Annotated in this window: 21 protein-coding genes; 6 read left to right on the top strand and 15 right to left on the bottom strand. The window is 68.8% G+C overall.

Features of this window, described 5'->3' with window-relative positions; translation table 11 throughout:
• Positions 1-13: 13 nt before the first annotated feature.
• From ACZ60Q_RS16755 to ACZ60Q_RS16710, 10 genes are all read right to left on the bottom strand, one after another.
• Entirely contained in the window at positions 14-991 is a 978-nt protein-coding gene (locus ACZ60Q_RS16755; protein WP_469634419.1) for an ABC transporter permease, read from the bottom strand.
• On the bottom strand, positions 984-1,907 hold the full coding sequence (locus tag ACZ60Q_RS16750; RefSeq protein WP_469634416.1) for an ABC transporter permease: 924 nt from the start codon (positions 1,905-1,907) through the stop codon (positions 984-986). The genes ACZ60Q_RS16755 and ACZ60Q_RS16750 overlap by 8 nt, the downstream gene beginning before the upstream one ends.
• Positions 1,908-2,045: 138 nt before the next feature.
• On the bottom strand, positions 2,046-3,677 hold the full coding sequence (locus ACZ60Q_RS16745; protein WP_469634413.1) for a peptide ABC transporter substrate-binding protein: 1,632 nt from the start codon (positions 3,675-3,677) through the stop codon (positions 2,046-2,048).
• Positions 3,678-3,861: 184 nt separating this feature from the next.
• Positions 3,862-5,001, bottom strand: a complete 1,140-nt coding sequence (locus ACZ60Q_RS16740) for an ABC transporter ATP-binding protein (protein WP_469634410.1) — start codon at positions 4,999-5,001, stop codon at positions 3,862-3,864.
• Positions 4,994-6,052, bottom strand: a complete 1,059-nt coding sequence (locus ACZ60Q_RS16735) for an ABC transporter ATP-binding protein (RefSeq protein WP_469634407.1) — start codon at positions 6,050-6,052, stop codon at positions 4,994-4,996. Before ACZ60Q_RS16735 ends, ACZ60Q_RS16740 begins: the two co-directional genes overlap by 8 nt.
• Positions 6,053-6,063: 11 nt before the next feature.
• Positions 6,064-7,017, bottom strand: coding sequence for an ABC transporter permease (locus ACZ60Q_RS16730; protein ID WP_469634404.1), 954 nt, complete (start codon positions 7,015-7,017; stop codon positions 6,064-6,066).
• The gene (locus ACZ60Q_RS16725) at positions 7,010-7,939 is read right to left on the bottom strand and encodes an ABC transporter permease (protein WP_469634401.1); all 930 of its coding nucleotides are present in this window, start codon (positions 7,937-7,939) and stop codon (positions 7,010-7,012) included. Before ACZ60Q_RS16725 ends, ACZ60Q_RS16730 begins: the two co-directional genes overlap by 8 nt.
• Before the next feature lie 130 nt (positions 7,940-8,069).
• Positions 8,070-9,689, bottom strand: coding sequence for a peptide ABC transporter substrate-binding protein (locus ACZ60Q_RS16720; protein ID WP_469634398.1), 1,620 nt, complete (start codon positions 9,687-9,689; stop codon positions 8,070-8,072).
• Between the two features lie 625 nt (positions 9,690-10,314).
• Positions 10,315-12,189, bottom strand: coding sequence for a translational GTPase TypA (gene typA / locus ACZ60Q_RS16715; protein WP_469634395.1), 1,875 nt, complete (start codon positions 12,187-12,189; stop codon positions 10,315-10,317).
• A gap of 365 nt (positions 12,190-12,554) precedes the next feature.
• Positions 12,555-15,011: an ABC transporter family substrate-binding protein gene (locus tag ACZ60Q_RS16710; protein WP_469634392.1), complete on the bottom strand. Its 2,457-nt coding sequence runs from the start codon at positions 15,009-15,011 to the stop codon at positions 12,555-12,557.
• 382 nt (positions 15,012-15,393) lie between these two features.
• On the opposite strand from ACZ60Q_RS16710, the gene ACZ60Q_RS16705 reads away from it, so the two are divergent.
• Complete coding sequence (locus ACZ60Q_RS16705) at positions 15,394-16,464, top strand: LacI family DNA-binding transcriptional regulator (RefSeq protein ID WP_469634389.1); 1,071 nt, start codon at positions 15,394-15,396, stop codon at positions 16,462-16,464.
• A 129-nt stretch (positions 16,465-16,593) separates the two neighbouring features.
• Here ACZ60Q_RS16705 and ACZ60Q_RS16700 read toward each other — a convergent pair whose 3' ends face one another.
• The 3 genes from ACZ60Q_RS16700 to ACZ60Q_RS16690 form a co-directional block, all read right to left on the bottom strand.
• A complete protein-coding gene (locus tag ACZ60Q_RS16700; protein WP_469634386.1) occupies positions 16,594-17,322 on the bottom strand; it encodes a hypothetical protein in 729 nt (242 codons plus the stop codon).
• Positions 17,312-17,497 (bottom strand): hypothetical protein, encoded by a 186-nt coding sequence (locus tag ACZ60Q_RS16695; protein ID WP_469634383.1) that lies wholly within the window; start codon positions 17,495-17,497, stop codon positions 17,312-17,314. Before ACZ60Q_RS16695 ends, ACZ60Q_RS16700 begins: the two co-directional genes overlap by 11 nt.
• 321 nt (positions 17,498-17,818) lie before the next feature.
• Entirely contained in the window at positions 17,819-18,832 is a 1,014-nt protein-coding gene (locus ACZ60Q_RS16690; RefSeq protein ID WP_469634380.1) for an acetylxylan esterase, read from the bottom strand.
• A gap of 303 nt (positions 18,833-19,135) precedes the next feature.
• On the opposite strand from ACZ60Q_RS16690, the gene ACZ60Q_RS16685 reads away from it, so the two are divergent.
• The 5 genes from ACZ60Q_RS16685 (at position 19,136) to ACZ60Q_RS16665 (ending at position 25,259) form a co-directional block, all read left to right on the top strand.
• Positions 19,136-20,380, top strand: coding sequence for a sugar ABC transporter substrate-binding protein (locus ACZ60Q_RS16685; protein WP_469634377.1), 1,245 nt, complete (start codon positions 19,136-19,138; stop codon positions 20,378-20,380).
• Positions 20,381-20,382: 2 nt separating this feature from the next.
• Positions 20,383-21,354: a carbohydrate ABC transporter permease gene (locus ACZ60Q_RS16680; RefSeq protein ID WP_469634374.1), complete on the top strand. Its 972-nt coding sequence runs from the start codon at positions 20,383-20,385 to the stop codon at positions 21,352-21,354.
• The gene (locus tag ACZ60Q_RS16675) at positions 21,351-22,247 is read left to right on the top strand and encodes a carbohydrate ABC transporter permease (protein ID WP_469634371.1); all 897 of its coding nucleotides are present in this window, start codon (positions 21,351-21,353) and stop codon (positions 22,245-22,247) included. Before ACZ60Q_RS16680 ends, ACZ60Q_RS16675 begins: the two co-directional genes overlap by 4 nt.
• 94 nt (positions 22,248-22,341) lie before the next feature.
• Positions 22,342-23,562: a glycoside hydrolase family 1 protein gene (locus tag ACZ60Q_RS16670; protein WP_469634368.1), complete on the top strand. Its 1,221-nt coding sequence runs from the start codon at positions 22,342-22,344 to the stop codon at positions 23,560-23,562.
• A gap of 236 nt (positions 23,563-23,798) precedes the next feature.
• Complete coding sequence (locus ACZ60Q_RS16665; protein WP_469634365.1) at positions 23,799-25,259, top strand: glucoamylase family protein; 1,461 nt, start codon at positions 23,799-23,801, stop codon at positions 25,257-25,259.
• Positions 25,260-25,437: 178 nt separating this feature from the next.
• Here ACZ60Q_RS16665 and ACZ60Q_RS16660 read toward each other — a convergent pair whose 3' ends face one another.
• Positions 25,438-26,607, bottom strand: coding sequence for a methyltransferase domain-containing protein (locus ACZ60Q_RS16660; protein WP_469634362.1), 1,170 nt, complete (start codon positions 26,605-26,607; stop codon positions 25,438-25,440).
• Positions 26,608-26,613: 6 nt separating this feature from the next.
• Positions 26,614-26,760 (bottom strand): hypothetical protein, encoded by a 147-nt coding sequence (locus ACZ60Q_RS16655; protein ID WP_469634360.1) that lies wholly within the window; start codon positions 26,758-26,760, stop codon positions 26,614-26,616.
• Between the last annotated feature and the right edge of the window lie 80 nt (positions 26,761-26,840).

Below are 26,840 nucleotides of genomic sequence, written 5' to 3'. Positions count from 1 at the left end.
GGCAACCGGCTCCTCAGCGCAGCTTGGGGTCGAGGGCGTCGCGCACCGCGTCGCCGAGCATGATGAACGCGAGCACGGTGATCGCCAGCGCTCCGGCGGGCCAGAGCAGCATGTGCGGGGCGTTGCGGATGTAGTTGGAGGCGGCGGAGATGTCGATGCCCCACGAGACCGCCGGGTCCTTCAGGCCGACCCCGAGGTAGGAGAGGGTCGCCTCCAGCGAGATGTACGTGCCGAGCGCGATGGTCGCCACGACGATGACCGGGGCGATGGCGTTCGGGGTGATGTGGCGCAGCATCATGCGGGAGTTGGAGGCGCCGAGCGCGCGGGCCGCCTGGACGTAGTCGTTCTGTTTGGCGGTGATGACCGAGCCGCGGGCGATGCGGGCGAGCTGGGGCCAGCCGAGCAGGACGATGAAGCCGATGACGGGCCAGACGGTGGAGCTGGTGACGACGGACAGGAAGACCAGGCCGCCGAGGACGACGGGGATGCCGAAGAAGACGTCGGTGAGTCGGGAGAGGATCGAGTCCCACCAGCCGCCGAAGAAGCCGCCGAGTCCGCCGAGCACGCTGCCGAGGATGGCGACGCCGAGGGTGGCGCAGACGCCGACGGTCACCGAGGTGCGGGTGCCGTAGACGACCCGGGTGTAGACGTCGCGGCCCTGCGGGTCGAAGCCGAAGGGGTGGCCGGGCTCGGAGCTCTTCTGGGCGTCGTCGAGGTTGGCCTGGAGGGGGTCGCCGCTCGCGATGAGCGAGGGCCAGATCGAGATGATCACCAGGAAGAGGATGACCAGCCCGGAGACGATGAAGACCGGGTTGCGCCGCAGGTCGCGCCAGGCGTCCGACCAGAGGCTGCGCGGTTTGCCGGCCGGGCCCGTGCCATCGGCGCCGCCCGGACCCTTCTCCAGGCTGGTGCCCTCCTCCAGGGCGAGGTCCATGGGGCCGCCGGCGCCCGCCGGGGAGATCGCTCCGTCCGATGACTGCGGCTCAGGCATAGCGGATCCTCGGGTCGAGTACGGCGTACAGGAGGTCGACGATCAGGTTGGCGGCCAGGAAGACGAGGACGAGGATGGTGACGAACCCGACGACGGTCTGGGAGTTCTGCCGCAGGATCCCCTGGTAGAGCTGGTAGCCGACCCCGTGGATGTTGAAGATCCGCTCGGTGACGATGGCCCCGCCCATCAGCGCGCCCACGTCGGTGCCGATGAAGGTGACGACGGGGATCAGGGAGTTGCGGAGCAGATGCCGTACGACGACCCGGCGGCGGGGCAGGCCCTTGGCCACGGCGGTGCGTACGTAGTCGGCGCGGGCGTTCTCGGCGATCGAGGTCCGGGTGAGCCGGGTGACGTAGGCCAGCGAGACCGAGGCGAGGACCAGCCCGGGGACGAGGAGTTCGTCGAAGGTGGGGTCGGCGGAGACGGAGGGTTTGATGATGCCCCACTTGACGCCCAGGAGGAGCTGGAGCAGCAGACCGGTGACGAAGGTCGGGATGGCGATGACGACCAGCGTCAGGATGAGGACGGTGGTGTCGATGGGCCGGCCGCGCCGCAGGCCGGTGACGACGCCGAGGCTGATGCCGATGACGATCTCGAAGACGACCGCGACGATGGTGAGCCGGATCGTGATGGGGAAGGCGGTGGCCATCAGCTCGGTGACCTTCTGCCCGTTGAACGCGGTGCCGAAGTCGCCGGTGAACACGTTGCCCATGTAGGTGAGGTATTGCTGCCAGACCGGTTTGTCGAGGCCGAACTCGGAGCGCAGCTGGGCGGCGGTGGCCGGGTCGCACTGGCGGTCGCCGCAGAGGCCCGCGATGGGGTCGCCCATCACGTTCACCATGAGGAAGATCAACAGCGTGGTGCCGAAGAAGACGGGGATCATCTGCAGCAGCCGCCGGATCACATAACGTCCCATGAGGGGCTCCGGGGGTCGGGGCGAGCAGTACCGGGCAAGGGGTGCGCGGACGGCCGGGGCGGACCCGGCGGGCGCGGTGCGGGTGCGCGGACGGCCGGGGCGCGTGTCGGGCGTCCCGGCCGTCCGCGTCTCAGCGCGTCACTTGACGGTGATCTCTTCGTAGACCGGGACGCTGAACGGGTTCAGCGCGACGTTGGCCACCCGGTCCGAGTAGCCGGCGCTGCCGTTCTGGTACCAGAGCGGGATGACCGGCATCTGCTCGACGAGGATCTTCTCCGCGTCCTGGAAGGTGCTGACGGCCGTGGCCTTGTCGCTCTCCGCGTTGGCCTTGTCGACCAGTCCGTCGAACTGCTTGTTGCTCCACTTGCCGTCGTTGGACGGGGCGTTGGTGTAGTAGAGCGGCTGGAGGAAGTTCTGGATCAGCGGGTAGTCCATCTGCCAGCCCGCACGCCAGGCGCCGCTGAGCTTCTGGGTGGAGACCTGGGCGCGGAAGTCGGCGAAGGTGCCGACGGGGCCGCCGACGCAGGACTTGTTGTCGCCCATGACGTTGTTGATGCTGTTGCAGACGGCGTCGACCCACTCCTTGTGGGAGCCGGTGTCCGCGTTGTACGAGATCTTCAGCTGGCCGCCGGGAATGCCGCCGCCCTCGTCGATCAGCTTCTTGGCCGCGGCCTTGTCGTATGTGCACTCCTTGCCGCAGAGGCCCTTCTTGAAGCCGCCGTCGTCGCCGAGGACCGGGGAGGTCCAGTCGGAGGCGGGGGTGCGGGTCTTCTGGAAGATCTGGTCGGTGATCTGCGGCCGGTTGATCGCCATCGAGAGGCCCTGGCGGACCTTGCGGGCGTCGTCGGTGTCCCACTTCTTGTCGTAGAAGGGGAAGGCCAGGGTCTGGATGATGCCGGCGGGGGTGTTGATGTACCGGTTGCCGAGGTCCGCCTCGACGTTGCGGAGCTGGGAGGCGGGCACGTCGTCGACGAGGTCGAGGTTGCCCGACGTCAGGTCGGTGTAGGCGGTGTTGTTGTCGGTGAAGACCTTGAGGTCGACGCCGCCGTTCTTCGCCTTGTCGTCGCCCGGGTAGTCGTCCCACTTGCGCAGGTTCATCGAGGAGCCCTTGGCGTACGACTCGATGGTGTACGGGCCGTTCCCGACGGGCTTGGAGAGCCAGGCGTCGTGGTTGTCGTAGAACGCCTTCGGGAGGGGCACGAAGGCGGAGTAGCCGAGGGTGTCGGGCCACAGGGAGAACTTCTGGCTGAGCTTGGCGGTGAAGGTCAGGTCGTCGAGGACCTTCAGGCCGGACAGGGTCTCGGCGGAGGCGGAGCCGGACGCCGGGTGGACCTTGTCGTAGCCCTCGATGTACTGGAAGAAGTAGGCGTTCTTCTGGTTGTTCTTCAGGGCCGCGCCGTAGTTCCAGGCGTCGACGAAGGACGTGGCGGTGACCTTCTCGCCGTTGGAGAACGTCCAGCCGTCCTTGAGCTTGACGGTGAAGTCCTGTGAGTCCTTCGTGTCGATGGACTCGGCGATCATGTTCTTGGCCTCGCCGGTCTTCGGGTCGTAGCGGATCAGTCCGCGGAAGACCATGTCGAGGACCTTGCCGCCCTGGACCTCGTTGGTGTTGGCCGGTTCCAGCGGGTTCTGCGGGTCTCCCCAGGAGGAGCTGACGATGCCGTCGGCGCCGCTGCTGCCGCCGTCACCGCCACCGCCGCCGCAGGCCGTCGCCGCCAGGGCGACGGCCACCGCACATGCGGCCCACCTGACCTGTGTGGCTCCGCGCATGAAGTGCCTCCTAGAGTCATCGAGTAGCCCAATGCCTCATATCACCTCAAAACGCTATACAGCGCATGCGGGCTTACCCCGTACGGGCAGGGCCGCGGGCAGACGCGACGATGCCCGGTCCCCCGCCGGGGGACCGGGCATCTGCCGTTCAGGAACCGGAAGCGGTCACACCGCGTGCGCTTCTTCAGCTGACGAGAACGGACCTCTCCTCAGCGAAGTGGCACGCCGACTCGTGCGTGGCGGGCGTGGTGCCCGCGACGAAGCGCTCGGGGATCGCCAGCAGGGGCTCCTCCGTCGCGCAGCGCTCCTCCGCCTTCCAGCACCGGGTGCGGAAGCGGCAGCCCGAGGGCGGGTTCGCCGGCGACGGAACGTCACCGGTCAGGATGATCCGGTCGCGTCCCTCGCGGGCCGACGGGTCGGGGACCGGGACCGCGGAGAGCAGCGCCTGGGTGTAGGGGTGCGTCGGGTGGTCGTAGATCTGCGTGTCCGTGCCGATCTCGGCCATCTTGCCGAGGTACATGACGCCGACCCGGTCGGAGATGTGCCGGACGATGGACAGGTCGTGCGCGATGAAGAGGTAGGACAGGTTGAACTCGTCCTGGAGCTTCTCCATCAGGTTGATGACCTGCGCCTGCACCGACACGTCGAGCGCGGAGACCGGCTCGTCGCAGATGATGATCTCCGGGTTGAGCGCGAGGCCGCGGGCGATGCCGATGCGCTGGCGCTGGCCGCCGGAGAACTGGTGCGGATAGCGGTTGATGTACTCCGGGTTCAGCCCGACGACGTCCAGGAGCTCCTGGACGCGGCGGCGCCGGTCGCCCTTCGGGGCCACCTCGGGGTGGATCTCGAAGGTCTCCCCGATGATGTCGCCGACCGTCATCCGCGGGTTCAGCGAGGTGTACGGGTCCTGGAACACCATCTGGATGTTGCGGCGCACGGCCTTCAGCGCCCGGCCGGACAGCTTGGTGATGTCCTGGCCCTTGTAGAAGACCTCGCCGGCGGTGGCCCGCTCCAGCGTCATCAGGAGCTTGGCGACCGTGGACTTGCCACAGCCGGACTCCCCCACGATGCCCAGGGTCTCACCGGCGTACAGGTCGAAGGAGATGCCGTCGACGGCCTTGACCGCGCCGATCTGCTTCTTGAAGAGGACGCCCTGCGTGAGCGGGAAGTGCTTGACGAGGTTCCGCACCTGGAGGATCGGCTCGCCCTGGCTGACGGGCGCGTCGATGGCGGCTACGGCCTCCGCCTCGGTCGCGACGTCCACGATCTCCACGTCGGAGACGTTCGGGGTGGCGTCCACGGGCTCCTTCTTGAGCTCAGCCATGGATCGTCTCCTTCCAGAAGTGGCAGGCGCTGCCGCGGCCGACGAGCTCGAGGCCGTCCTGCTCGCTCACCGGGGCGAGCGACGGGACGTCGGTGCGGCAGATGTCCTGTGCCATGGGGCAGCGCGGGCTGAAGGCACAGCCCGCGGGGATACGCGTCAGGTTGGGCGGCAGGCCCTTGATCGCGTAGAGCTCCTGGCCCTTCTGGTCCAGGCGCGGGATCGATTCCAGCAGACCCTTGGTGTACGGGTGCGCCGGGCGGCTGTACAGCTCGCCGACCGGGGCCGTCTCCACGATCCGGCCCGCGTACATCACGGCGATCTTGTCCGCGACGTCGGCGACGACGCCGAGGTCGTGGGTGATCAGGATCAGACCCATGTTGTACTCGCGCTGGAGCTCGGCCAGCAGGTCCATGACCTGGGCCTGCACCGTCACGTCGAGCGCGGTGGTCGGCTCGTCCGCGATGATCAGGTCCGGCTCCAGGGCCAGCGCCATGGCGATCATGATGCGCTGGCGCATTCCGCCGGAGAACTGGTGCGGGTAGTCCGAGATACGGGCCGCCGCCGCCGGGATCTTGACCTGGTCCATCAGCTCGATGGACTTGGCCTTGGCCTCCTTCTTGGACAGGCCCTGGTGCACGCGGAACATCTCGCCGAGCTGGTAGCCGACGGAGAGGACCGGGTTCAGCGAGGACAGCGCGTCCTGGAAGATCATCGCGATCTTGCGGCCGCGGACCTTCCGGCGCTCCTCGTTGGACATCTTCAGCATGTCCTGGCCGCGGAAGAGGATCTCGCCCTGCGTGATCCTCCCCGGCGGCATGTCGAGGATGCCCATGATGGTCTGCGCGGTCACGGACTTGCCGGAGCCGGACTCGCCGAGCACCGCGAGCGTCTCACCGGCGCTGACGGTGTAGTTCACACCGTTGACCGCCTTGGCCACACCGTCACGGGTGTGGAACTCCACGTGCAGGTCACGGACGTCGAGCAGTGGACCGTCGCCACTCACGGACTCCCGCGGTGCGGGGACGTGAGCCGTCTTGTCGATGGTGGTCACGAACGCCTCCCTCAGCGCATCTTGGGGTCGAGGGCGTTGCGGACCGCATCGCCGAACATCAGGAAGGACAGCACCGTGACCGAGACCATCACCGAGGGGATGACCAGGACGAACGGAGCGTTGCGGAGCTGGTCCTTCGCAGCGGACACATCGATGCCCCACGAGACCGTCGGCTCGGCGAGGCCGATGCCGAGGAACGACAGGGTGGCCTCGGCGGCGATGTAACCGCCGAGCGCGATGGTGGCGACCACGATCACCGGGGCGATGGCGTTCGGCAGGATGTGCCGCGTCAGGATCCGGGTGGTGGAGGCGCCGAGCGCCTTGGCGGCGACCACGTAGTCGGCCTGCTTGATCGTGATCACCGAGCCGCGGGCGACACGGGCGATCGACGTCCAGCCGAGGAAGGCCATCGACAGGATGACGACCCAGACGGAGCGCTCCTCGAAGGTGGTCAGGATGACCATGGCACCGACGATGAAGGGGACGCCGAAGAAGACGTCGGTGACACGGGACAGGATCGTGTCGATCCAGCCGCCGAAGTAGCCGGCGAGCATGCCGATCACCAGGCCGGTGATGGTGACCGCGATGGTCACGACCACGCCGACGGTGATCGAGGCGCGGGCCCCGTAGACGACGCGCGCGTAGATCGAGCGTCCCTGTACGTCGTACCCGAGCCAGTCGGGGGCGAAGAAGTTGCCCCACTTCGGGTGCTGGAGGTAGTGCTCGGCCAGGTTGGCGTCCCGCGGCGAAGCGCTGGTGAACAGGCTCGGGAAGATCGCCATGACGGCGAGCAGCAGGATCAGCACCATCGAGATGATGAAGAGCGGGTTGCGGCGCAGGTCGTGCCAGGCGTCCGACCAGAGGCTGCGCGGCTTGCCGGGCGCGGGCCCGGCGTCCGTGGCGGGAGGCGCGTCGACGGCGTCGGCCGGACCGTCGGTGCTCTTGAGTGCGGTGGTGTCAGGCATACCGGATCCTCGGGTCCAGGACCGCGTAGAGCAGGTCGACGAGCAGGCTGCAGATGAGATACACGATGACGAGCAGCGTCACGACGCCGACGACGGTGGCACCTTCACGCTTGCCGAGAGCCTCGAAGACGAGCGATCCGACGCCCTTGATGTTGAAGATGCCCTCGGTCACGATCGCGCCGCCCATCAGGGCGCCGATGTCGGTGCCGAGGAAGGTGACGACCGGGATGAGCGAGTTGCGCATCAGGTGCACGCCGATGACGCGGCGGCGCGGCAGGCCCTTGGCGACCGCGGTACGCATGTAGTCGGCGCGGATGTTCTCGGCGACCGAGGTACGCGTCAGCCGGGCCACGTAGGCGAGTGACAGCGATGCCAGCACGATGGCCGGCATGATCAACTCGGTGTTCGTCGGTTCGAGACTCACGTTGGGCTTGGCGATGCCGAGCTGGAACGCGAAGAGGTACTGGACGAGGAAGCCCAGCACGAAGGACGGCATGGAGATCAGCACCAGCGTCAGGCCGAGCAGCCCGCGGTCCCGGATGGACTCGGCCTTCAGCCCCGCGACGATGCCGAGCGAGATCCCGGCGACCACCGTGAAGACGAAGGCGAAGATCGCCAGTCTGACGGTGATCGGGTAGGCGTCGGCGATGACTTCGGCGACCGGACGCTGCGTCCCGATCTGTGTGCCGAGATCGCCCTGGAACAGATTGCCCAGGTAGTTCAGATACTGCTCCCAGATCGGCTTGTCGAGGCCGTACTGGGCCTTCAGCGCGGCGATCTGCGTTGCGTCTACGTGCTGTTCACCGGCAAGAGCTCTGACGGGGTCGCCGGGCAGTGCGTACATCATCAGGAAGACCAGCAAGGTCGACCCGAGGAAGACCGGGATCATCTGGAGCAGTCGTCGTGCGACATAGCGCCCCATGGGTGCCTCCGTGTGGGGATAACTGCGGCGCGGGGGCCGCCTCTGCGAAGAGAGGCGACCCCCGCGCCTCCGGCCGTGCTGAGGGGCAGCACGGGCGGATGACGGCCAGTTGGGGAATGACCCGCAGGCGTTACTTGGTGGTGACGCCGGTCAGTTCGAGGTCACCGTGGAAGTCGACAACGACGTTGTCGACGTTCTTGCCGTGGCCGCCGTTGATGCGGTAGTACCAGAGCGGGATCGCCGGCATCTTCTCGACGAGCGCCTTCTCGACCTCCTGGTAGGCGGCGACCGACTCCTCGAGGGATTCGGCCTTGTCGCCCTTGGCCATCAGCTCGTCGATCTCCTTGTCGGCGAAGCGACCGTTGTTCGACTCCGCCTTGGAGTGGTAGAGCTCCTTGAGGAAGTTCACGTTGACCGGGTAGTCGGCCACCCAGCCACCGCGGTACATGCCCTTGACCTGGTTGTTGTCACGAGCCTCGAGGTCGGTCGGGAAGTCCGGCTTCGCGTCGCCCACGCAGTCGACCCCGGTGGCGTTGCGGATGGACTCGCAGACCGCGGTCACCCACTCCTTGTGCCCGCCGTCGGCGTTGTACTGGATGGAGAACTTGTTACCGGGAACACCGCCGCCCTCCTTGATGAGAGCCTTCGCCTGGACCGGGTCGTACTTCAGGAAGTCCGACTCGAGCTGCTGGTTGCCCTTGACCTGCGGCGGCGTGAAGCTCGTCGCGGGGGTACGGGTGTTGTTCAGGACGGTCTTGGTGATCGTGTCACGGTCGATGCCCATGGACAGGCCCTGGAGGACCTTGGGGTCGATGTCCTTGAACGTGTCCGTGTAGAAGGCCGGGACCAGCGTCTGGATCGCGGCGTAGGGCTGCTCGATCGCGCCGTCGCCCAGGTCCGTCTTGTACTTCGGCAGGTCACGCGGGCCGACCTGGCGGATCATGTCCAGGTTGCCGGAGATGACGTCCGCGTACGCGGCCTCGACGGTCGAGTAGTTCTTGAACTGGATGCCCTTGTTGGCAGCCTTGTTCGGACCCTGGTACTCGTCATAGGCCTTGACCTGGATGAGCTTCTTGTGGGTCCACTTCTCGAACGAGTACGGGCCGTTGCCGATCGGCTTCTTGCCGAACGCCTTCGGGTCGTCGTAGAAGACCTTGGGCAGCGGCGCGAACGTCGCGTAACCGAGCTTGTAGTTGAAGTACGGGACCTTGTCGGTCAGCTCGATCGTGAACGTGGTGTCGTCCACGGCCTTGAGACCCGACATCTCCTTGGACTTGGCCGCACCCTTCTCGGGGTGGACGTCCGTGTAGCCCTTGATGTCGGAGAACCAGAACGCGTTCTGCTGCTTGTTGTCGATGTTGGCGTACCAGTTCCACGCGTCGATGTACGACTGCGCGGTGACGGCCTCACCGTTGTGGAACTTCCAGCCGGCCTTGAGCTTGACGGTCCACGTCTTGGAGTCCTCGGACTCGACGGACTCGGCGTTCGTGAGAACGATCTCGCCCTTGTTGTCGAAGTCCAGCAGCTGGGTGAACAGCGACTGGATGACGTAGGAGCCGTTGGCCTCGTTCGTGTCGGCCGGCATCAGAGGCTTCTGGGGCTCGCCGACGTCGATCGAGACGTAACCGGCGGGCTGCCCCGACGTGTTCTTCTTGTTTTCGTCGCTGCTGTCGCCGCCGCCACAGGCAGTCGCGGCCAGGGCGATGACGGCCGCTCCCGCGACCCACTTGGCGCTCTTGGCACCGCGCATGGGTTTCCTCCTCATGAGTCCACTTTTGACTACAAGAAGGGCACTGGAGAGATCCACCGACACCCCTGACGGTGATCGTTCAGTGCCCCGAGTGTGCTCGTGAGTCGGCACTCCCCACAGTGCGTGACCCATTGACCCGAGCTCAATGGAGCCAACTATTGGGTACGGCCGGGCTGTAAACCACACTTAAAGGGTCTCGGTTTGACAACATCAGTACCCTCTGCGTGCCCGAAATCCGGACAAAGCGATCCCAGACAGACACACCCGAAACGGACTGTTAACACATGTTCCGGAGAGCGACCCCCGATATCCGGACACCTTGGTCAGAAAAAGGGATTGACGGAGGCCCGGCCCCCACAGTTTCCGTGGCGGGTCGGGCCTCTGTCCATGCCTGTACTGACGGCCCGTCCGACGGGCCCCCGGGAGGGCGCGGAGCGTCTCCCCATACGGAGTGTGCGGCTCCGGGAAGCACAGAGGGTTCCGGGAGCTCCCGAGCCTCCCCGGCTTCCGGCTGGGCACACAGGGCCGCCCGGAGCCCTCAGGGGCGTCCGGGCGGTCCTCAGGGCTGCTGGCCGGCCACGTGTCAACCGTACGGGCCACGTGTCAGCCGTGCACGGGCCTGGTGTCAGCCGTTCTTGGCGCGCGAGGCCGTGCGGCCACGCTGCTTGGCGTCCAGGACCACCTTGCGGATACGCACGGTCACCGGGGTCACCTCGATGCACTCGTCGTCGCGGCAGAACTCCAGGGACTGCTCCAGGGAGAGCTTGCGCGCGGGCACCACGTTCTCGGTGGTGTCCGCGGAAGCCGCACGCATGTTGGTGAGCTTCTTCTCCTTGGTGATGTTCACGTCCATGTCGTCGGCGCGGGAGTTCTCGCCGATGATCATGCCCTCGTAGACCTCGGTGCCGGCCTCCGTGAAGATGACACCGCGCTCCTGGAGGTTGACCATCGCGAACGGCGTCACCGTGCCCGAGCGGTCCGCGACCAGCGAGCCGTTGTGACGGGTGCGCAGATCGCCGAACCACGGCTCGTGGCCCTCGAAGATGGAGTGCGCGATGCCCGTACCGCGGGTCTGCGTCAGGAACTCCGTACGGAAGCCGATGAGGCCCCGGGAAGGAACGATCCACTCCATGCGGACCCAGCCCGAACCGTGGTTCGTCATCGTCTCCATACGGCCCTTGCGGGTGGCCATCAGCTGCGTGATGGCACCGAGATGCTCCTCGGGCGAGTCGATCGTCATGCGCTCGATCGGCTCGTGCGTCTTGCCGTCGATCTGCTTGGTGACGACCTCCGGCTTGCCGACCGTCAGCTCGAAGCCCTCACGGCGCATCTGCTCGACCAGGATGGCGAGCGCGAGCTCACCGCGGCCCTGGACCTCCCAGGCGTCGGGGCGCTCGGTGTCCAGGACGCGCAGCGAGACGTTACCGATCAGCTCGCGATCGAGGCGGTCCTTGATCTGGCGGGCCGTGACCTTGTGGCCCTTGCCGCCCTTGCCGACCAGCGGCGAGGTGTTCGCGCCGATGGTCATCGAGATCGCGGGCTCGTCGACCGTGATCAGCGGCAGCGCGATCGGGTTCTCGGGGTCGGCCAGGGTCTCGCCGATCATGATGTCCGGGATACCGGCGATGGCGCAGATGTCACCCGGGCCCGCCATCTCGGCCGGCTTGCGGGTGAGCGCCTCGGTCATCATCAGCTCGGTGATGCGGACGTTGGACATCGTGCCGTCGCGCTTGATCCAGGTGACCGTCTGGCCCTTGCGCAGCTCGCCCTGCTCGACACGGCAGAGCGCGATACGGCCGAGGAAGTTGTCGGCGTCCAGGTTGGTGACGTGGGCCTGCAGCGGGGCGTCCGCGTCATACTCCGGGGCCGGAACCGTGGAGAGGATCGTGTTGAAGAACGGCTCCAGGCTGTCGCTGTCCGGCGGGACGGTGCCGTCCTCCGGCTTCGTCAGCGAGGCGACGCCGTCACGGGCGCAGGCGTAGACGATCGGGAACTCGATCTGGTCCTCGTCGGCGTCCAGGTCCAGGAAGAGGTCGTACGTCTCGTCGATGACCTCGGCGATCCGGGAGTCCGGACGGTCGGTCTTGTTGATGCAGAGGATGACCGGCAGCTTGGCCGTGAGCGCCTTGCGGAGCACGAAGCGGGTCTGCGGGAGCGGGCCCTCGGAGGCGTCGACGAGCAGCACGACCGCGTCCACCATCGACAGACCGCGCTCGACCTCGCCGCCGAAGTCGGCGTGGCCCGGGGTGTCGATGATGTTGATGGTGATGACGTCGCCGCCATCCTTCGGGTGGTACTTGACGGCCGTGTTCTTGGCCAGGATCGTGATGCCCTTCTCACGCTCCAGGTCGTTCGAGTCCATCATGCGGTCGTCGAGGTGCTCGGCGGCGTGGGCGGCGAACGCTCCGGCCTGCTTGAGCATGGCGTCGACCAGCGTGGTCTTGCCGTGGTCGACGTGGGCGACGATGGCTACGTTACGGATGTCGTGGCGCGTGGGCATGGGTGGCTTGCGCTTCTCTCGGATCGTGGGATCAGGCGTCTCAGTCGGTCTTCGAGTCCTCGTACGCCCGCCGGGCGGCACGCCACGGCTCGTCCCATCGTACGGGCCCGGGGCCCACCGGGCTTCCCGGACCGATCCGCGGAGGCGGTCTTCCCCTGTGATTCAGGCAATATTCAGCCGGTGTCAAGGTGCAGTCGAGCCATCGGTGTGGCCGGATTTGGGCGGAGCTGTGGGGGGGTGAGGAGCGGTGAAGCGATGAACGGCCCGGGTCAGGGCAGACACCACATTGCCCGCCGGCGGAACCGGCGGGCAAGGGTTTTGAGGTGCATCTGAGCTTGGCGGCGGGGCGTTGGGGTGGTTCCCCGCTACTTCTTGCGGTCTGCGGGAGAACCTGCCGCTTGCCGGTTCTTGAACCCGATGTCCTGGTACCGGGGGGCCGCGAAACCGAACGCCCCCACGTTCACGAGCTTCTTGTCGACCGCGACCAGCTGCGGACGCTGGAAGAGCGGAATCGATCCGGCGGCGGCCCAGATCCGGGCGTCCGCCTGCTTCATCAGCTCCCGCGCGGCCTTCTCGTCGAGTTCGGCGGCGGCCTGGGCGAAGAGCTGGTCGATGTGGTCGGTGCCGACCCGGGTGTAGTTCTGCTCCACGAGGAGCGACCCGTCGGTGGCGGGCTCCGGCTTGGCGTAGATCGGGCGTCCGTCGGTGGCCGGGTAGGCGGTGGCGGGCCACGAGTAGAGCGCCAGGTCGTACGCGCCGGAGGCGACGTGGTCCTTGAAGTAGCTCTCGTCGGGGACCTTGATGATCTCCGTGCCGATGCCGATCTTCTCCAGCATCACCGCGATCTTGTCGCCGACGCCGCGCAGCGACTGGGAGCCGGGTCCGGAGGGGAGCACGAAGCGCAGGGTCAGCGCCTTGCCGTCCTTGCCGAGCTGTCCCTTGGCCGCCGCGGGCGCCGGGGCGGCGGTGCCGACGGGGGCGTACGCTCCGGCGGCTCCCCCGGGCTGTTTGTCCTGGGCGGAGACGGCGCCGCCCTCGCCGAGGGCGCCGGCCTGACGGCGCAGGGCGGCGCTCTGGGCGGCGGCCGTCCGGCCGGGAGCCAGGACGTGGATGGCTGAGGCACCGCCGGTGGACACGGCCTGCGCGGGGGCGTGGGCGCCGGGCTTGTTGTCCTCGCCGACGATGTAGAGGCCCTCGTCGCGGGAGGCGGCGCTGCCCTCGGAGGCCCGGCCGGCCTTCTCCCCCTCGGCCGCGGAGTCCTCGGTGTTCTGCCCGGCCTTCTTCTCGTCCTCCGCCTTCTCGCTCTTCGCTTCCTTCTCGCTCTTCGCTTCCTTGTCGTCCTTCGTGCCCTCGGCGGTCTCCTTCTCCGCGTCCTCTTCCTTCGTGACGTCGGCGTCGCCCTTGTCGCCCTTCTTCTCCGCTTCGCTGCCGGCCTTGGTGTCCTTGGGCGGCTGCGCCGCGCCGCCCCGCGTCCAGCCGGCGTCCGCCAGCAGTGCCTGGGCCTCCTCGGTGTTCTGGTCGCCGAGGGCCCCGCTGCCGTCCTTGTAGCCGGGCTGGCCCGCGAGGGCGAGGTGGCTGCCGAGCGGCTTTGCCGGAAGGCCCAGCGGCGCCAGCACCGTCCGGGCCAGCTCCTCGCGGTCCAGGGCGCGGGCCACCGCCCGCCGGACCCGGTCGTCGGCGAGGGGGCCGGACTCACCGTTCAGCGCGAGCTGGGTGTAGGCGGGTTCCAGGGACTTGCGGACCGCGAAGTCTCGCAGGGCCTTCTGTTCCGCGGTGTACGCGACGACGGCCTTGCGGTTCTTCTCCCGGGCGGCCTGCGCGATCTCCGCGGCCTCCTCGTCGGAGCCGTGCGCCAGGGCCCAGGAGCGCAGGGCCGCGGCGGGCGTCGTCGCGGAACCCGGGCCGTGGGCGAGCGGCTGGCCGTTGTTGCCCCGGTCGCGGCGGGCGAGCGTGATGCGGTCGGCGGTGGCCGCGTCGATGTCGGCGACGTGCACCGTGCCGTCGGCGAGGGCATCGGTGCGGTCACCGGCGGCGACCGCCCGGAAGACGAGGGTGTCCAGCTTGGCCTTGTCGCCCCACCAGCGCGGGTTGCGGGCCAGCGTGACGGTGCCCTCGGTCTTGCTGACGCCGCGCAGGACGAAGGGCCCGGCGGTGTTCTTCAGGGTGGTGCGCGCGCCGTCGTTGAAGGCGTCCGGCGAGCCGGTGATCTCCTTCGGGTAGAGCGGCGAGAAGAGGGAGCGCCAGTCCGCGTACGGCTTGGAGAAGGTGACCCGCACCTGGAGGTCGTCCGCGCCCCGCTCGATCCGCTCGATCCGCTCGTAGCCGGAGTTGCGGGCGGTCCAGAACGCGGAGTCCTTGCCCCTGAGCGCCCGCCACTGGGCGACGAAGTCGGGGGCCCCGATCTCCCGCCCGTCGCTCCACACCGCCTGCTGGTTGAGCTTGTAGAGCACGACCTGCTTCGGCTCGCGCTCGATGATCTTCGCGGACTCCAGGTAGTCCGGGTTGAGCTTCGGCTGCCCGGACCTGTCCATCGGGAAGAGGGTCGGGAGCAGGGCTCCGGTGATCCGGGTGGTGGCGCTGTCCGCGTCCGCCTGGAAGGCGTTGAAGGTGGCGGGCGGCGCGTCGACCGCCCAGTTCACCGTCGAACCGTCGGTGACCGCCTCGCGGGCGACGGGCGCGATGTCCTGGGGCACGCCCCGGGAGGTCTCCTCGCTGCCGGAGCTGCAGCCCGCCAGTACCGGGATCGTGAGCACCCCCGTCGTGAGGAGCGCGAGTGATCGGCGCTTTCGAACCGTCCCGCGCGGGACGCCGACGTGGGACATGGCTGATACCTCCGGGGCCGGCCCGGACCACCCCGTACCGGAATGGACCGGATAGTGCGTATGTGGTGGCATTTGCAGTTGATCACACTGATTCCTTCCGTCCACTGAAAACGCCCCCTCGCGCGAGGCGGCGCAGACACGGCGGGCGGCGGCGGCAAGCTCACCCGGCCGGAGGAACGTTTCGCTCCCGCGGGCCGCGTGCCACCCGGCGCGCGTTTCGGCGCGAGGCCGGGCGGCCTTGCTCCCCCCGCGGCCCACGATCTAGGGTGAATGCGCTTTCACGGGCCTCGTGATCGCATCGGCAGGCGAGCAGGCCGCCGGCCCGGTACCAGCACACGCCCCAGGCGCGGCGCTACGAAAGAAGAAGCGGACGGTCGGTCGAGTGAGCGCCCCCACGGTGTACGACGTCGCCGAGCGGTCGGGCGTCTCCATCGCCACGGTCTCCCGGGTCTACCGGAACCCCGACTCCGTACGGGCCCGGACCCGCGAGAAGGTCATGGAGGCGGCCCGCGAGCTGGGGTACGTACCGTCCGGCAGCGCCCGGGGCCTGGCCAGCCGGACCACGGGCGTGCTCGGGCTGTGCTTCCCCGACTTCGCGGACCAGGACGCCGAGACCTCCGCCGCCGCGAGCGACGCGGACGACGACCAGGCCGTCATGCTCTACTCCGACCAGGTCATCCGGGGCATGGAGCGGGCGGCACGGCGGCACGGTTACGCCCTGCTGATCGCCGCCTCGCTGGACGGCGGGCCGGAGAGTCTGGTGGCGAAGGTCGCGGGGCGGGTCGACGGATTCGCCGTACTGGCGGGGACCGTGCCGACCGAGGACCTGGAGGTGATATCGCGCCGGCTTCCCGTGGTGATGCTCTCGGGACCGCGCGAGATCGACCACCTGGACCACATCGTGGTGGCCAACACCGAGGGCGAGCGGGAACTGACCCGCCATCTGATCGAGGACCACGGGCTGCGCCGCCTGGCGTTCATCGGCGGCGAGGAGGACTCACCGGACGCCCAGGCCCGATTCCGGGGCTTCCAGGAGGCGTGCCGGGACGCGGGGCTTCCGGTGCCCTCCCGGCCCGAGCTGCGCGCCGGGATGATGACGCAGGCCGAGGGCGCCCTGGCGGCGGGCACCCTGCTGGACCGGTCGGAGGATACGGGGGTGGAGCGGCCGGAGGCGATGCTGTTCGCCAACGACCAGATGGCGGTCGGCGCACTCCAGGCGCTGGAGCGGCGCGGGGTGCGGGTGCCCGAGGACATCGCCGTGACCGGGTTCGACGGGGTCCCGCTGAGCCGGATCGTCCGCCCTCCCCTGACGACCGTCCGCCAGCCGATCCGGCTGCTGGGCGAGCAGGCGGTGGAGCTGCTGGTACAACGCCTGGCGGACCCCGGCCGCGCCCCGGTCTCGCTGGAACTGCCGGTCTCCGTGACCCGCCGTGCGAGCTGCGGCTGCGGCTGAGGGGCCCCGGCAACGGCGAGTGGCGCGGGGCCCGCACGCCCGGGCTCCCGGGCTCCCGGGCTCCCGGGCTCCCGCCAAGCGGTCGCGATCGAGCACGTACTTACAGGCTCTGCACGGCGTGCCTGAGCGTCAGGGCCAGAACAGCTTGACCTCATCCGACGCCTGGCGCGTCCCCGGCACCAGCGGCTCGACCACTGTGTACCCAAGGCTGCGCAGAACCTGGGCGGCCGAGTCAGGGGCATCCCTGACCGCGGTCTTCAGCTGCATCAACCGCCAACTGCGCAGATGTTCATCGATCACGGCCTTCCAGCCGTCGACCGTGTCAATCGCGAACTCCCGCTTCAGGAAAAGCAACACGTCCTCCAGCGCTGGACGCATCCTGTGCCCACCAACCGGCACGTGCAACTCCGCCAAGCGCGGCAGTCTGTTGAACTTCTGCTTCGGGCGCCCCGCCAGCCGCAGAAGGTACGCAACCTCATCGCGATGCGCATGCACCTGCACGTGAGCGCCCGGCGGCTCCTTGCTCCGCCGAACGTATTCAAAGCGAAACAACGGGTCCGGGCTCCCGGCATAGAAGACGTGTACGTCGGCCTGATCGGTAGCCATGAACGTGCTGGACCCGTCCCAACAGCAGTAGAACCGGACCATGAGGCTGAGACGCTGCTCCCCACCGATGCTGACCGGGATTCGCTGGAGAACTTCGTCCTCCCGTATCGGCGAGACCCTGATCTTGGAACCCATGTTGATCGCATGAAAACGCGGGGTGTCCTCGCCGAGGACACCCCGCGTCAGGGCAGTCAGCTGGTCAGCGAAATCCGTCGCCGATACGTCGAGAGCCTTTGCCTCTTCAGCAGTCACCTTCGAGAAGGTAGTCGAGACCTTCGATCGTGTGCCACACGTCCAGCTCGTTCATGCTGAGGCTGTAGGTGGCAGCGCGTTCCGCGAGCTCGTCATAGGCCATGTTCACGCTCGCCAGTAGTTGCTCACGCTGGGCCTCAAGCTCGCTGCGCGTCCTATGGATCACAGTCGGCATAACTCGCTCCCTGGGTTCGATGGCCACAGTCAAGCAGGGACCACTGACAACTGTGCTACCTCTCCAGGGCGAAGTCACCCACACGAGCCCAACTTTCGGCAACCCGTAACTCCTGCCGTCCGCGATTTTACGGCGGGGAGCCGCAAGGCTCTGCGGCGCGCGCTCCGGCAGGCGACTGCGCCGCCATTCCAGGCAAGGAGACACGACCTTCACGGTCGCGACCCACAGCTGACGGCCGTTACCGACGACGCACCGGACCATAAGTCAGCCGGGCCCGCCGGGCGACCGGGCCTCTCATGCCATCGAATCAGCCCACCGCCGTCAACCGACCGCCGTCAGCCACTTCCCGAAGAACCGCGTCCGGTTCTCGTCCAGCTCCGCCGCCTCGGCCGTCATGCCCCGGTACGCGAAGTGCCCCGCCGTCAGCACCTGGAGTTCGCGTTCGCCGGCCAGCGCGTTGTGCACGGCGAACTGCCCCGGCGGCGGCACGGACGGGTCGAACAGCGCGGCCGCGACCAGCGTGGGCAGCGTCAGCCGGGTCGCCGCCGTCGCCGCGTCGAAGTAGCCGAGGACATTCCCGACCCCGGGGTGCTCGCGGTGGTGCGCCCGGACGGCCTCGCCGCTGCCCGCGCAGGGCAGGGTCAGGCGCAGCGGGTGGTTGCCGAAGGTGGGGACCGTGAGCTGGGCCGCGCCGAAGCGGTCGTCCCAGGGCAGTGCGAGGGCCCCGAGCCCGCCGCCGAAGCTCTCGGCCAGGTAGCCGAGGCGGGGCCCTCCCTGGAGGCCGGCCCCCGCCAGTTCCGGGACGAGTGCCGTGAGGGCGGAGGCGGCGCACCACAGGTCGGCCACGCAGTCCCCGATGACGTACGACTCGCGGGAGCCGATGCCGTGCAGGACGTGCGCGTCGGCCAGGTCCGGGATGCCGTCGACCCGGCCCCGCTCCCCCATGCCCCGTACGCACGGCAGGATCACGGCGGCCCCGGGCAGCGGCGCCGGAAGGTCGCGGCCGGGCTCCTGGCGTCCGCCATAGCCGTGCCCGACGACGAATCCGTACCGGACGGACCCCTCGGCGGGCAGGGCGAGCCAGCCGCCGAGCCGGACGCCGCCCACGGAGGTGTAGGTCACGCCGTGGATCCGGAGGCCGTCGCGCTCCTCCTCGACCGGGCCGAGGACCGGGCGGGGGTCGACCGCGCGGGCCCGGGCGCAGCGGTCCTGCCAGAAGGCGTCGAAGCCGTCGGGGGCAGGCGGGGCGGAGATGCCCAGCAGGGCGTCCGGTGCGTCGTACCCGTAGGCGGGGTCGAACGGGAAGTCGTGGGTGAACGCGACGGGTGGGGCCATGCCGCGAGGGTAGACGCCGACCACGGACCCACCGGACCCACCGGACCCACCGGACCCATCGGACCCACCCCCGGCCCCGGCCCCGGCCCCGGCCCCGAACGACGAATCGGTCACATCGCCTGTTGTTCCACAAACAGTGCGTTTACGGTTCAACCACAAGGCGCCAGGATGTCGGGCACGTTGCACGAGTGTGACCCAGCACCCTCTTGCGGATTCGCGAACGACTGGCGCAGAGTGATGTATGCGCTTACAGGCAGCGCATACATCGCGCAGCATCCGGATTGCTCAAGGAGGAGCCCTCCCATGTCCCGCATCGCCAGAACCGCTCCCGCCGGCATAGCGCTCGCGCTCGCCGTGACCCTTTCCGCCTGCGGCTCCTCCGGCGGCGACGTCGCGGCGGACGAGAAGCAGACGCTCACCGTGTGGGCCATGGGGGCCGAGGGCGAGAAGCTCGCCGACGTGGCCGAGGTCTACGAGAAGGCCAATCCGAACATCACCGTGAAGGTGACCCCGATCGGCTGGGACGTCGCCCACCAGAAGCTCGTCTCGGCAGCGGCGGCGGGCACCCTGCCCGACGTGGCGCAGATGGGCGGCAGTTACCTGGGCGAGTTCGCCGAGCTCGGCGTGCTGGAGCCGGTGGACACCAAGGTCTTCGACAAGAAGGACTTCTTCCCGGCGGGCTGGGAGCAGGGCGAGGTGGACGGCACCGCCTACGGCGTGCCGTGGTACGTCGACACCCGGGTCCTCTACTACCGCACGGACCTGGCCGAGAAGGCGGGTGTGAGCGAGGCTCCGACCGACTGGAAGGGGCTGAAGGACCTGGCAGGCGCGTACCAGGAGAAGGCCGGTACGAAGTGGGGGCTGTCCATCCAGCCCAGCGGCCTGGACACCGTGCAGAACTTCTACTCCTTCCTGTACTCGGCGGGCGGCGAGATCGTCAACGACAAGGGCGAGGCCGTCGTCGACAGCCCGGAGGCCGTCAAGGCGCTGAAGGAGTACGGCTCGTACTTCGACAAGGGCCTCTCCAACAAGTCCGTACAGCCCGGCTACGACGTGGTGAAGGACTTCGGCAACGGCCGGGTCCCGATGTTCTTCGGCGGTCCCTGGCACAGGACGCTCCTGGACGAGGGCCAGCCGCAGATCAAGGGCAAGTGGGCCATCGCGAGCGTTCCGGCGGACGCCTCCTCCACCTCCATGGCCGGCGGCTCCTCCCTCGTCGTCTCCAAGGACAGCGAGCACAAGGCCGCGGCCACCGAGTTCATCGAGTACCTGACCGACACGAAGGGCCAGGCCGACTGGTACGAGCGGACGAAGGACCTGCCCGCCAACACCTCCGCGTGGGAGTCCGGCACCCTCGCCGACGACGCCGACCTGCAGACCTTCAAGAAGCAGATGGACACAGCCAAGTCCTCGCCGTCCCTGGCCAACTGGAGCGAGATCACCGACAAGGTGGACCAGGCCATCGCCAAGGTGACGCAGGGCAAGGCCTCCGCCGAGGACGCGCTGAAGACCGCGCAGTCCGAGATCGAAGGCCTCGTGAAGCAGTAGCCATGAGCACCACGACCGAGAAGGCCCCAGCACCCCGGAAGGCCGGGGCCGCACCGTCCCCGGCCCCCCGGGGCAGCCGAGGGCGTAAGCCGTCGATGGGTGTGCAGAACGCGGCGGGCTGGCTGTTCTCCACCCCGTTCCTCGTCCTGTTCACCGTCTTCATGGCGTTCCCGATCCTCGCCACGCTGGTGATGAGCTTCACGGACTTCGGGCTGCGCAACGTGACGCGCCCGTGGGAAGCGGAGTTCATCGGGTTCGAGAACTACGTCAAACTCTTCGGCGACGAGAAGTTCCTCAAGTCCCTCTTCAACACGGGGTACTTCGTGGTCGTCGGCGTGCCGCTGACTATCGGTATCGGGCTGGTCGTCGCCGTACTGCTCAACAACGGCATCGACCGGGCGCGGACCTTCTTCCGGGTCGGCTTCTACGCCCCGGTGGTCACGACCATCGTCGCGGTCGCCGTGGTCTGGCGGTTCGTGCTCGATCCGAGCGACGGGCTGATCGCGGGGCTCTTCTCCGAAGTGGGCTGGACGGCACCGGACTTCCTCGGCTCCGAGACGCTGGCGATGCCGTCGCTGATCGTCATGGCGGTCTGGCGGAACGTCGGTACGGTGATGGTGCTGTTCATCGCGGGCCTCCAGGCGATCCCCACCGAGGTGCGGGAGGCCGCGAAGCTCGACGGCGCGAGCCTCTGGCAGGAGTTCCGGGGCATCACGATCCCGCTGCTGCGCCCGACACTCCTCTACGCCACGGTGATCACGACGATCGGCTACCTCAACGTGTTCGAGGAGCCGTTCGTGATGACCCAGGGCGGTCCGTCCGACTCGACCCTCACGGTCTCGCTGAACATGTACCGCGAAGGGTTCAACTTCTTCCACATGGGCTACGCGAGCGCCATGGCGTACGTCCTGTTCGTGGTGATCATGGGCATCACCGTGCTCCAGCTCCGACTGCTGAAGGACAACACGAAATGAGCGCCAACAGCGGCAACGCGGCGGTCAGAACCCTGAAGGACAACGGCGGGAAGCAGCGGGGCGGAAAGCGGCGGGGCGCCTCGCGCCCCCTGGTCTACGCCCTGCTCTCGCTCGGCCTGCTGGTCATGTCGGCACCCTTCCTCTGGATGGGGCTCTCCGCCTTCAAGACGCAGAGCGAGCTCTCGGCCAGCCCGCCCGTGTGGATCCCCACCGAGTGGACCCTGGAGAACTTCCGGCAGCTGCTCGACAAGCTGGACCTGCCGCTGTACTTCATGAACTCGGTGATCGTGGCGGTCCTGGTGACCGTCTCGAACCTGGTCTTCTGCTCGATGCTCGGCTACGCCCTGGCCAAGCTGAACTTCGTCGGCCGCAACAAGGTCTTCGGCCTGGTGCTCGGCGCGCTGATGGTGCCCGGCAACCTGATGCTGCTGCCGCTGTTCGTGCTGATGAGCAAGCTCCAGCTGATCGACAGCTACGCGGGTCTGGTACTGCCGTTCGCCGCCGGGGCCTTCGGGGTCTTCCTGATGCGCCAGTTCATGCAGTCGATCCCGGACGAGCTGCTGGAAGCGGCCCGGATGGACGGCGCGAGCGAGTGGTACATCTTCTGGCGGATCGTGATGCCGCTGGTGAAGCCCGCCCTCGCGACCCTGTCGATCTTCACGTTCCTGGGTTCCTGGAACAACTTCGTCTGGCCGCTGATCGCGACCAACGACCCCGACAAATACACCCTCCCGGTGGCCCTGGCCACCTTCGCCACCGACCCCAACAAAGCCGGCGGCTCCAACGGGATGCTGATGGCCGGGGCCTTCCTGATCGTGCTGCCGGTGCTGGTCGTCTTCATCGCGCTGCAACGGCACTTCACGCAGGGCATCGCCACGGCGGGCATGAAGTAGCGCCTGCGCCGGGGCACTTCACGTACGAGGCCGCACCCCACCCCGTAACAGGGCGCGGCCACACCCCTCACCACCACCAGAAAGACATGTCGCGATGACACACACCCCTGCTTCGGACCAGAAGTCCCCCGTCCCGTTCCCCGAGCGCTTCCTCTGGGGCGCGTCCACCGCCGCCCACCAGATCGAGGGCAACAACACCGACTGCGACTGGTGGGTCAAGGAGCACGCCGCCGGCACCCACATCCAGGAGCCGAGCCTGGACGCCTGCGACAGCTACCACCGCTGGCCCGAGGACATGGACCTGCTGGCCTCGCTCGGCTTCACCGACTACCGCTTCTCCATCGAGTGGTCCCGCATCGAGCCGGTCGAGGGCCGCTTCTCCCACGCCCAACTCGCCCACTACCGGCGGATGGTGGAGGGAGCGACCGAGCGCGGCCTGCGCCCGATGGTGACCCTGCACCACTTCACCGTCCCGCAGTGGTTCGAGGCACGCGGCGGCTGGACGGCCGAGGGCGCGGTGGAGCTGTTCGCGCGGTACGTCGCGGCCTGCGCACCCGTCATCTTCGAGGGCGTCAGCCACGTCTGCACGATCAACGAGCCGAACATGATCGCCGTGATGGCCGGCCAGGCCAAGCGCGGCGACAACAGCTTCCCGCCCGCCGGTCTGCCCACCCCCGACGACGAGACGACCGCGGCCGTCATCGCCGCCCACCACGCGGCCGTGAAGGAGGTCCGGGCCCTGGACGCGGACATCCAGGTCGGCTGGACCATCGCCAACCAGGTCTACCAGGCCCTGCCCGGCGCGGAGGACGTCACCGCCGCCTACCGCCACCCGCGCGAGGACGTCTTCATCGAGGCGGCGCGCGGCGACGACTGGATCGGCGTGCAGTCCTACACCCGTACCCGGATCGGCCCCGAGGGACCGATCCCGGCGGCCGACGACGTCGAGCGGACACTGACGTCGTGGGAGTACTACCCGACGGCGGTCGGCGAGGCGCTGCGCCACACGGCCGAGGTGGTGGGCGACGTCCCGCTGATCGTCACGGAGAACGGCATCGCCACCGCCGACGACAGCCGCCGCGTCGACTACTACGCGGGCGCGCTGGACGAGGTCGCCTCCGCACTGGCCGACGGCCTCGACATCCGGGGCTACCTGGCGTGGAGCGCGCTCGACAACTACGAGTGGGGCACGTACAAGGCCACGTTCGGATTGATCGCCATCGACTGGGAGACCTTCGAGCGCACCCCGCGCGACTCGGCGAAGTGGCTGGGCTCGCTCGGCCGCACCCGCGAACTCCCGCGCACAGCAGCCTGATTCACCCCCGGGGCTGACCCCCAGTACGGGGAGCCACCTGACGGCTCCCTCGGGCGGGGGGGGGGGGGGGGGGGGGGGGGGCCGGGGGGCCCCCCCCCCCCCCCCCCCCCCGGCCCCCGCACCACCTCGTATGCGCCGCACCACCTCGCATACCCGCACGACCTCGCGTTCCCCCGCACGGCCGAACACCACGACTCGCCCTCCCCCTCCCCCTTCTGCCACCAGGAGCCGGAACGATGGACCGTCGCACGTTTCTCACCGCCGCAGGGACCGGGGCCGCGGCCCTGTCCCTCGGAGCCGTAACCGCCCCGGCGGCCCTCGCCGCACCCGCCGACCCCCGCCTTCTGACGACCTGGTTCCGTGACACGTACCGCTCGATGGAGGCGATGACGACCGACTTCGGCCTCGCCGCCGACAAGATCGACCTCAGCGGACCCGGAGCTCCCGCCCAGTCCGCCCAGACCTCGCCGACCAACATCGGCTGCGGCCTGTGGTCGACGGTCGCCGCCGCGGGCCTCGGGGTAATCCGCGAGAGCACGATGATCCGCGCCCTGACCCGTACGGTCGCCGCCGTCGAGAAGCTGGAACGCCACCACGGCTTCTGGCTCAACTGGTACGACGCGCACGACGGTTCGGTGCTCACCCGGTGGCCGGGCACCGGGGACCCGGTCCGCCCGTTCCTGTCCTCCGTCGACAACGCCTGGCTGGTGACGGGCCTGCGGATAGCCGCCGACGCCGCACCCTCCCTGCGCCCCCGCATCCACCGCATCCTGGCCACGGCGGACTGGTCGTACTTCTACACCCCCTACGACCCGGCCGACCCGGTCGCGGGCCCCGGCCAGCTGCGCGGCGGTGTCTGGACCGACACGGACGAGCCGACCCCGCACCACTACGGAGCGCTCAACACCGAGCCCCGCATGGCCAGTTACCTGGGCATCGCGGACGGCTCGCTGCCCGGCGACCACTACTGGCACATGCTGCGCACGATGCTGCCGGAGCACGAGCAGGAGCAGAAGCCCGGCGGCGGATACGTCACCGTCGACGGCGTACGGGTGTGGAACGGCCACTACACCCACCGCGGCCGGAAGGTGGTCCCCACCTGGGGCGGCTCGATGTTCGAGGCGCTGATGGTGCCGCTGTTCGTACCGGAGCGGCAGTGGTCGCCGCGCGCGTGGGGCGTGACCCACCACCGCTACGTACGCGGCCAGATCGACCACGGGCTGCGGGAGGCGGAGTACGGCTACTGGGGCTTCTCCCCCTCCAACGTGCCCGAGGACGGCTACCAGGAGTACGGGGTCGACGCGCTCGGCATGGCGGTCGACGGCTACGCCTCCAACACCGACCGCACGCACACCACGGACGGCGAGCCCCTGCCGCCGCCCTCGGCGTTCACCAACGGTGTCGTCACCCCGCACGCCTCCTTCCTGGCGCTGCCGTACGCGGGCCGGGAGGCGGTGGCCAACCTGCGGGCGCTGGAGCGGGACTTCGGCGCGTACGAGGACGGGCTCGGCTTCCGGGACTCGGTGAACGTGTCCACGGGCCGGGTCAGCGACTTCATGCTCGCCCTGGACCAGGGAATGATCGTCGCGGCCCTCGCCCAGGAGCTGCGCCCGGGCCTGCTCCAGCAGCCGTTCCGCACGGGTGGCTTCCGGTCCCGGGTGCGGCCACTGCTGGAGCGGGAGCGGTTCTCGATCTGAGGTCGGCCTCTGGCTTCTGCCCCCTCGGGCGGGGGTCGGGGGCGGGGCTGAGCCCGCGTGCCTCGGGTAGGGGCGCACGGGCTCAGCCGCAGGCTGCCGTCTCCGCGGTCGAGCCGGGGGCTCGGCGTGCTCCGAGGTTCGATCACGCCGGCTGAACGGGCATGGTCTGCCGGGATGGTCACCGCACAACGGGCACCGGGTTGTCCGGAGTGTCGAGCCAGGCCCGTTGCCCCTCACGGCGCACGGTCAGACCGAACCGCTCGAAGTCCGGCCGGCCCCGCGCCTCCCACCACGCGTGAGCGGCCTCGGTCGCATCCCAGAGTCGCCGGGGCCCCGACTGCACCACCTCGAAGGACTCGGCTCCCGGCTCGTAGTCGGCGGACGCCCACGACCGGCCGTCGCCGCTGTAGGTCCACAACGTGTACGAGCCGTCGTCGCACCGCTCCACCGTCCAGAACGCCTCCGCCATCTGCAGCCCGATGGCGAACTGGACCAGCCATCCCCCGACAGCGGCAGGTGACAGCGACGTCCTGCTCCTGTCGCCGCCTGCGGGCCATTCCCGACCCTTGAGGTAGGCGGCGTGCGGAACTCGACCGGGACGCTGCTGTCGTAGGCGCATGAACGCGCTGGAGCGGGTGAACGGCCCGCTCGCCTCGTCGCCGTTCACGGTCAGCCGGACGATGGCCTCCCCTCCGTACGGTGTCCCCCAAGGGGCGACGATCAGCCCGCCGGACAGCGTCTGCTCGATCCAGGCCCGGGGGACCTCTCCGATGGAACAGGTCGCTTCCACCCGGTCGAACGGCGCCCCCTCGGGATATCCGAGCCGCCCGTCCCGCACGGCCACCAGCGGGGACAGCCTTGCTTCGCGGTGGTTCTCGCGTGCCTCTTTCGCGATCTCCGCGTCGAACTCGATGGAGACGACGTTCTCCGCGCTGAGGCGGTGAGCGAGGAGCGCGGAGTTCCACCCGGTGCCGGTGCCGATCTCCAGAGCCCTGTTTCCGTCCTCGACGCCGAGATCGGCCAGCATCGAGAACACCATGTGGGGCTGCGAACTGGAGCTGGAGGGCATCTCTCCCACTCCGTCTCCGGTGTAACTTCCGTCGTCCCACTGCGTGGTGAGCGGAATGTCCGAGTACACGACGGCGAACCATGAGTCCACGTCCTTGGAGCGGTCCACCACGGACTGCTGCCGGGTGCCGTCCGCGATGCCGGGCCAGATGCGGTCGGGAACGAACATGTTCCGGGGAACCGCCTGATATGCGGACAGCCAGTCGTCCCGCAGAGCGCCCGAAGCGACGAGTACGGAGGCGAGCCCCGCAGGGCCCACCTCCTCCTTGCGTACAGTCATCCGACGCTACTTCTTCGCCGGGCCTGAGCCGTCGGAGGGGTTGCCGCCGCTCGTCTCGGAGCCGCCACCCCCGTGGCCGCGTCCGCTGCTGCCGTCGTCCTGTTGGCTGCCGCCCTGCCCCGACCCGGTACCTCCGCCATGCGTTCCGGTCATCGCTGTGCTCCTTCGCCGGTGAATGAGTGCGGCCCTGAAAGTGCCGAGCCGCTGTCGACCACGCTAGGGAAGAAGGAGCG

Source organism: Streptomyces sp. NPDC104313 (assembly GCF_055583985.1).
Note: the sequence above shows the minus strand (reverse complement) of the source record. Positions and strands in the feature narration are given on the sequence as shown.

Bases quoted from the DNA above. Each gene is read 5' to 3' on its own strand.
- ACZ60Q_RS16670 (WP_469634368.1), top strand. From the start codon at position 22,342: ATGACACACACCCCTGCTTCGGACCAGAAGTCCCCCGTCCCGTTCCCC.
- ACZ60Q_RS16685 (WP_469634377.1), top strand. From the start codon at position 19,136: ATGTCCCGCATCGCCAGAACCGCTCCCGCCGGCATAGCGCTCGCGCTC.
- ACZ60Q_RS16755 (WP_469634419.1), bottom strand. From the start codon at position 991: ATGCCTGAGCCGCAGTCATCGGACGGAGCGATCTCCCCGGCGGGCGCC.
- typA (WP_469634395.1), bottom strand. From the start codon at position 12,189: ATGCCCACGCGCCACGACATCCGTAACGTAGCCATCGTCGCCCACGTC.
- ACZ60Q_RS16745 (WP_469634413.1), bottom strand. From the start codon at position 3,677: ATGCGCGGAGCCACACAGGTCAGGTGGGCCGCATGTGCGGTGGCCGTC.
- ACZ60Q_RS16750 (WP_469634416.1), bottom strand. From the start codon at position 1,907: ATGGGACGTTATGTGATCCGGCGGCTGCTGCAGATGATCCCCGTCTTC.
- ACZ60Q_RS16740 (WP_469634410.1), bottom strand. From the start codon at position 5,001: ATGGCTGAGCTCAAGAAGGAGCCCGTGGACGCCACCCCGAACGTCTCC.
- ACZ60Q_RS16660 (WP_469634362.1), bottom strand. From the start codon at position 26,607: ATGACTGTACGCAAGGAGGAGGTGGGCCCTGCGGGGCTCGCCTCCGTA.
- ACZ60Q_RS16695 (WP_469634383.1), bottom strand. From the start codon at position 17,497: ATGCCGACTGTGATCCATAGGACGCGCAGCGAGCTTGAGGCCCAGCGT.
- ACZ60Q_RS16725 (WP_469634401.1), bottom strand. From the start codon at position 7,939: ATGGGGCGCTATGTCGCACGACGACTGCTCCAGATGATCCCGGTCTTC.
- ACZ60Q_RS16730 (WP_469634404.1), bottom strand. From the start codon at position 7,017: ATGCCTGACACCACCGCACTCAAGAGCACCGACGGTCCGGCCGACGCC.
- ACZ60Q_RS16665 (WP_469634365.1), top strand. From the start codon at position 23,799: ATGGACCGTCGCACGTTTCTCACCGCCGCAGGGACCGGGGCCGCGGCC.
- ACZ60Q_RS16690 (WP_469634380.1), bottom strand. From the start codon at position 18,832: ATGGCCCCACCCGTCGCGTTCACCCACGACTTCCCGTTCGACCCCGCC.
- ACZ60Q_RS16720 (WP_469634398.1), bottom strand. From the start codon at position 9,689: ATGCGCGGTGCCAAGAGCGCCAAGTGGGTCGCGGGAGCGGCCGTCATC.
- ACZ60Q_RS16680 (WP_469634374.1), top strand. From the start codon at position 20,383: ATGAGCACCACGACCGAGAAGGCCCCAGCACCCCGGAAGGCCGGGGCC.
- ACZ60Q_RS16710 (WP_469634392.1), bottom strand. From the start codon at position 15,011: ATGTCCCACGTCGGCGTCCCGCGCGGGACGGTTCGAAAGCGCCGATCA.
- ACZ60Q_RS16675 (WP_469634371.1), top strand. From the start codon at position 21,351: ATGAGCGCCAACAGCGGCAACGCGGCGGTCAGAACCCTGAAGGACAAC.
- ACZ60Q_RS16655 (WP_469634360.1), bottom strand. From the start codon at position 26,760: ATGACCGGAACGCATGGCGGAGGTACCGGGTCGGGGCAGGGCGGCAGC.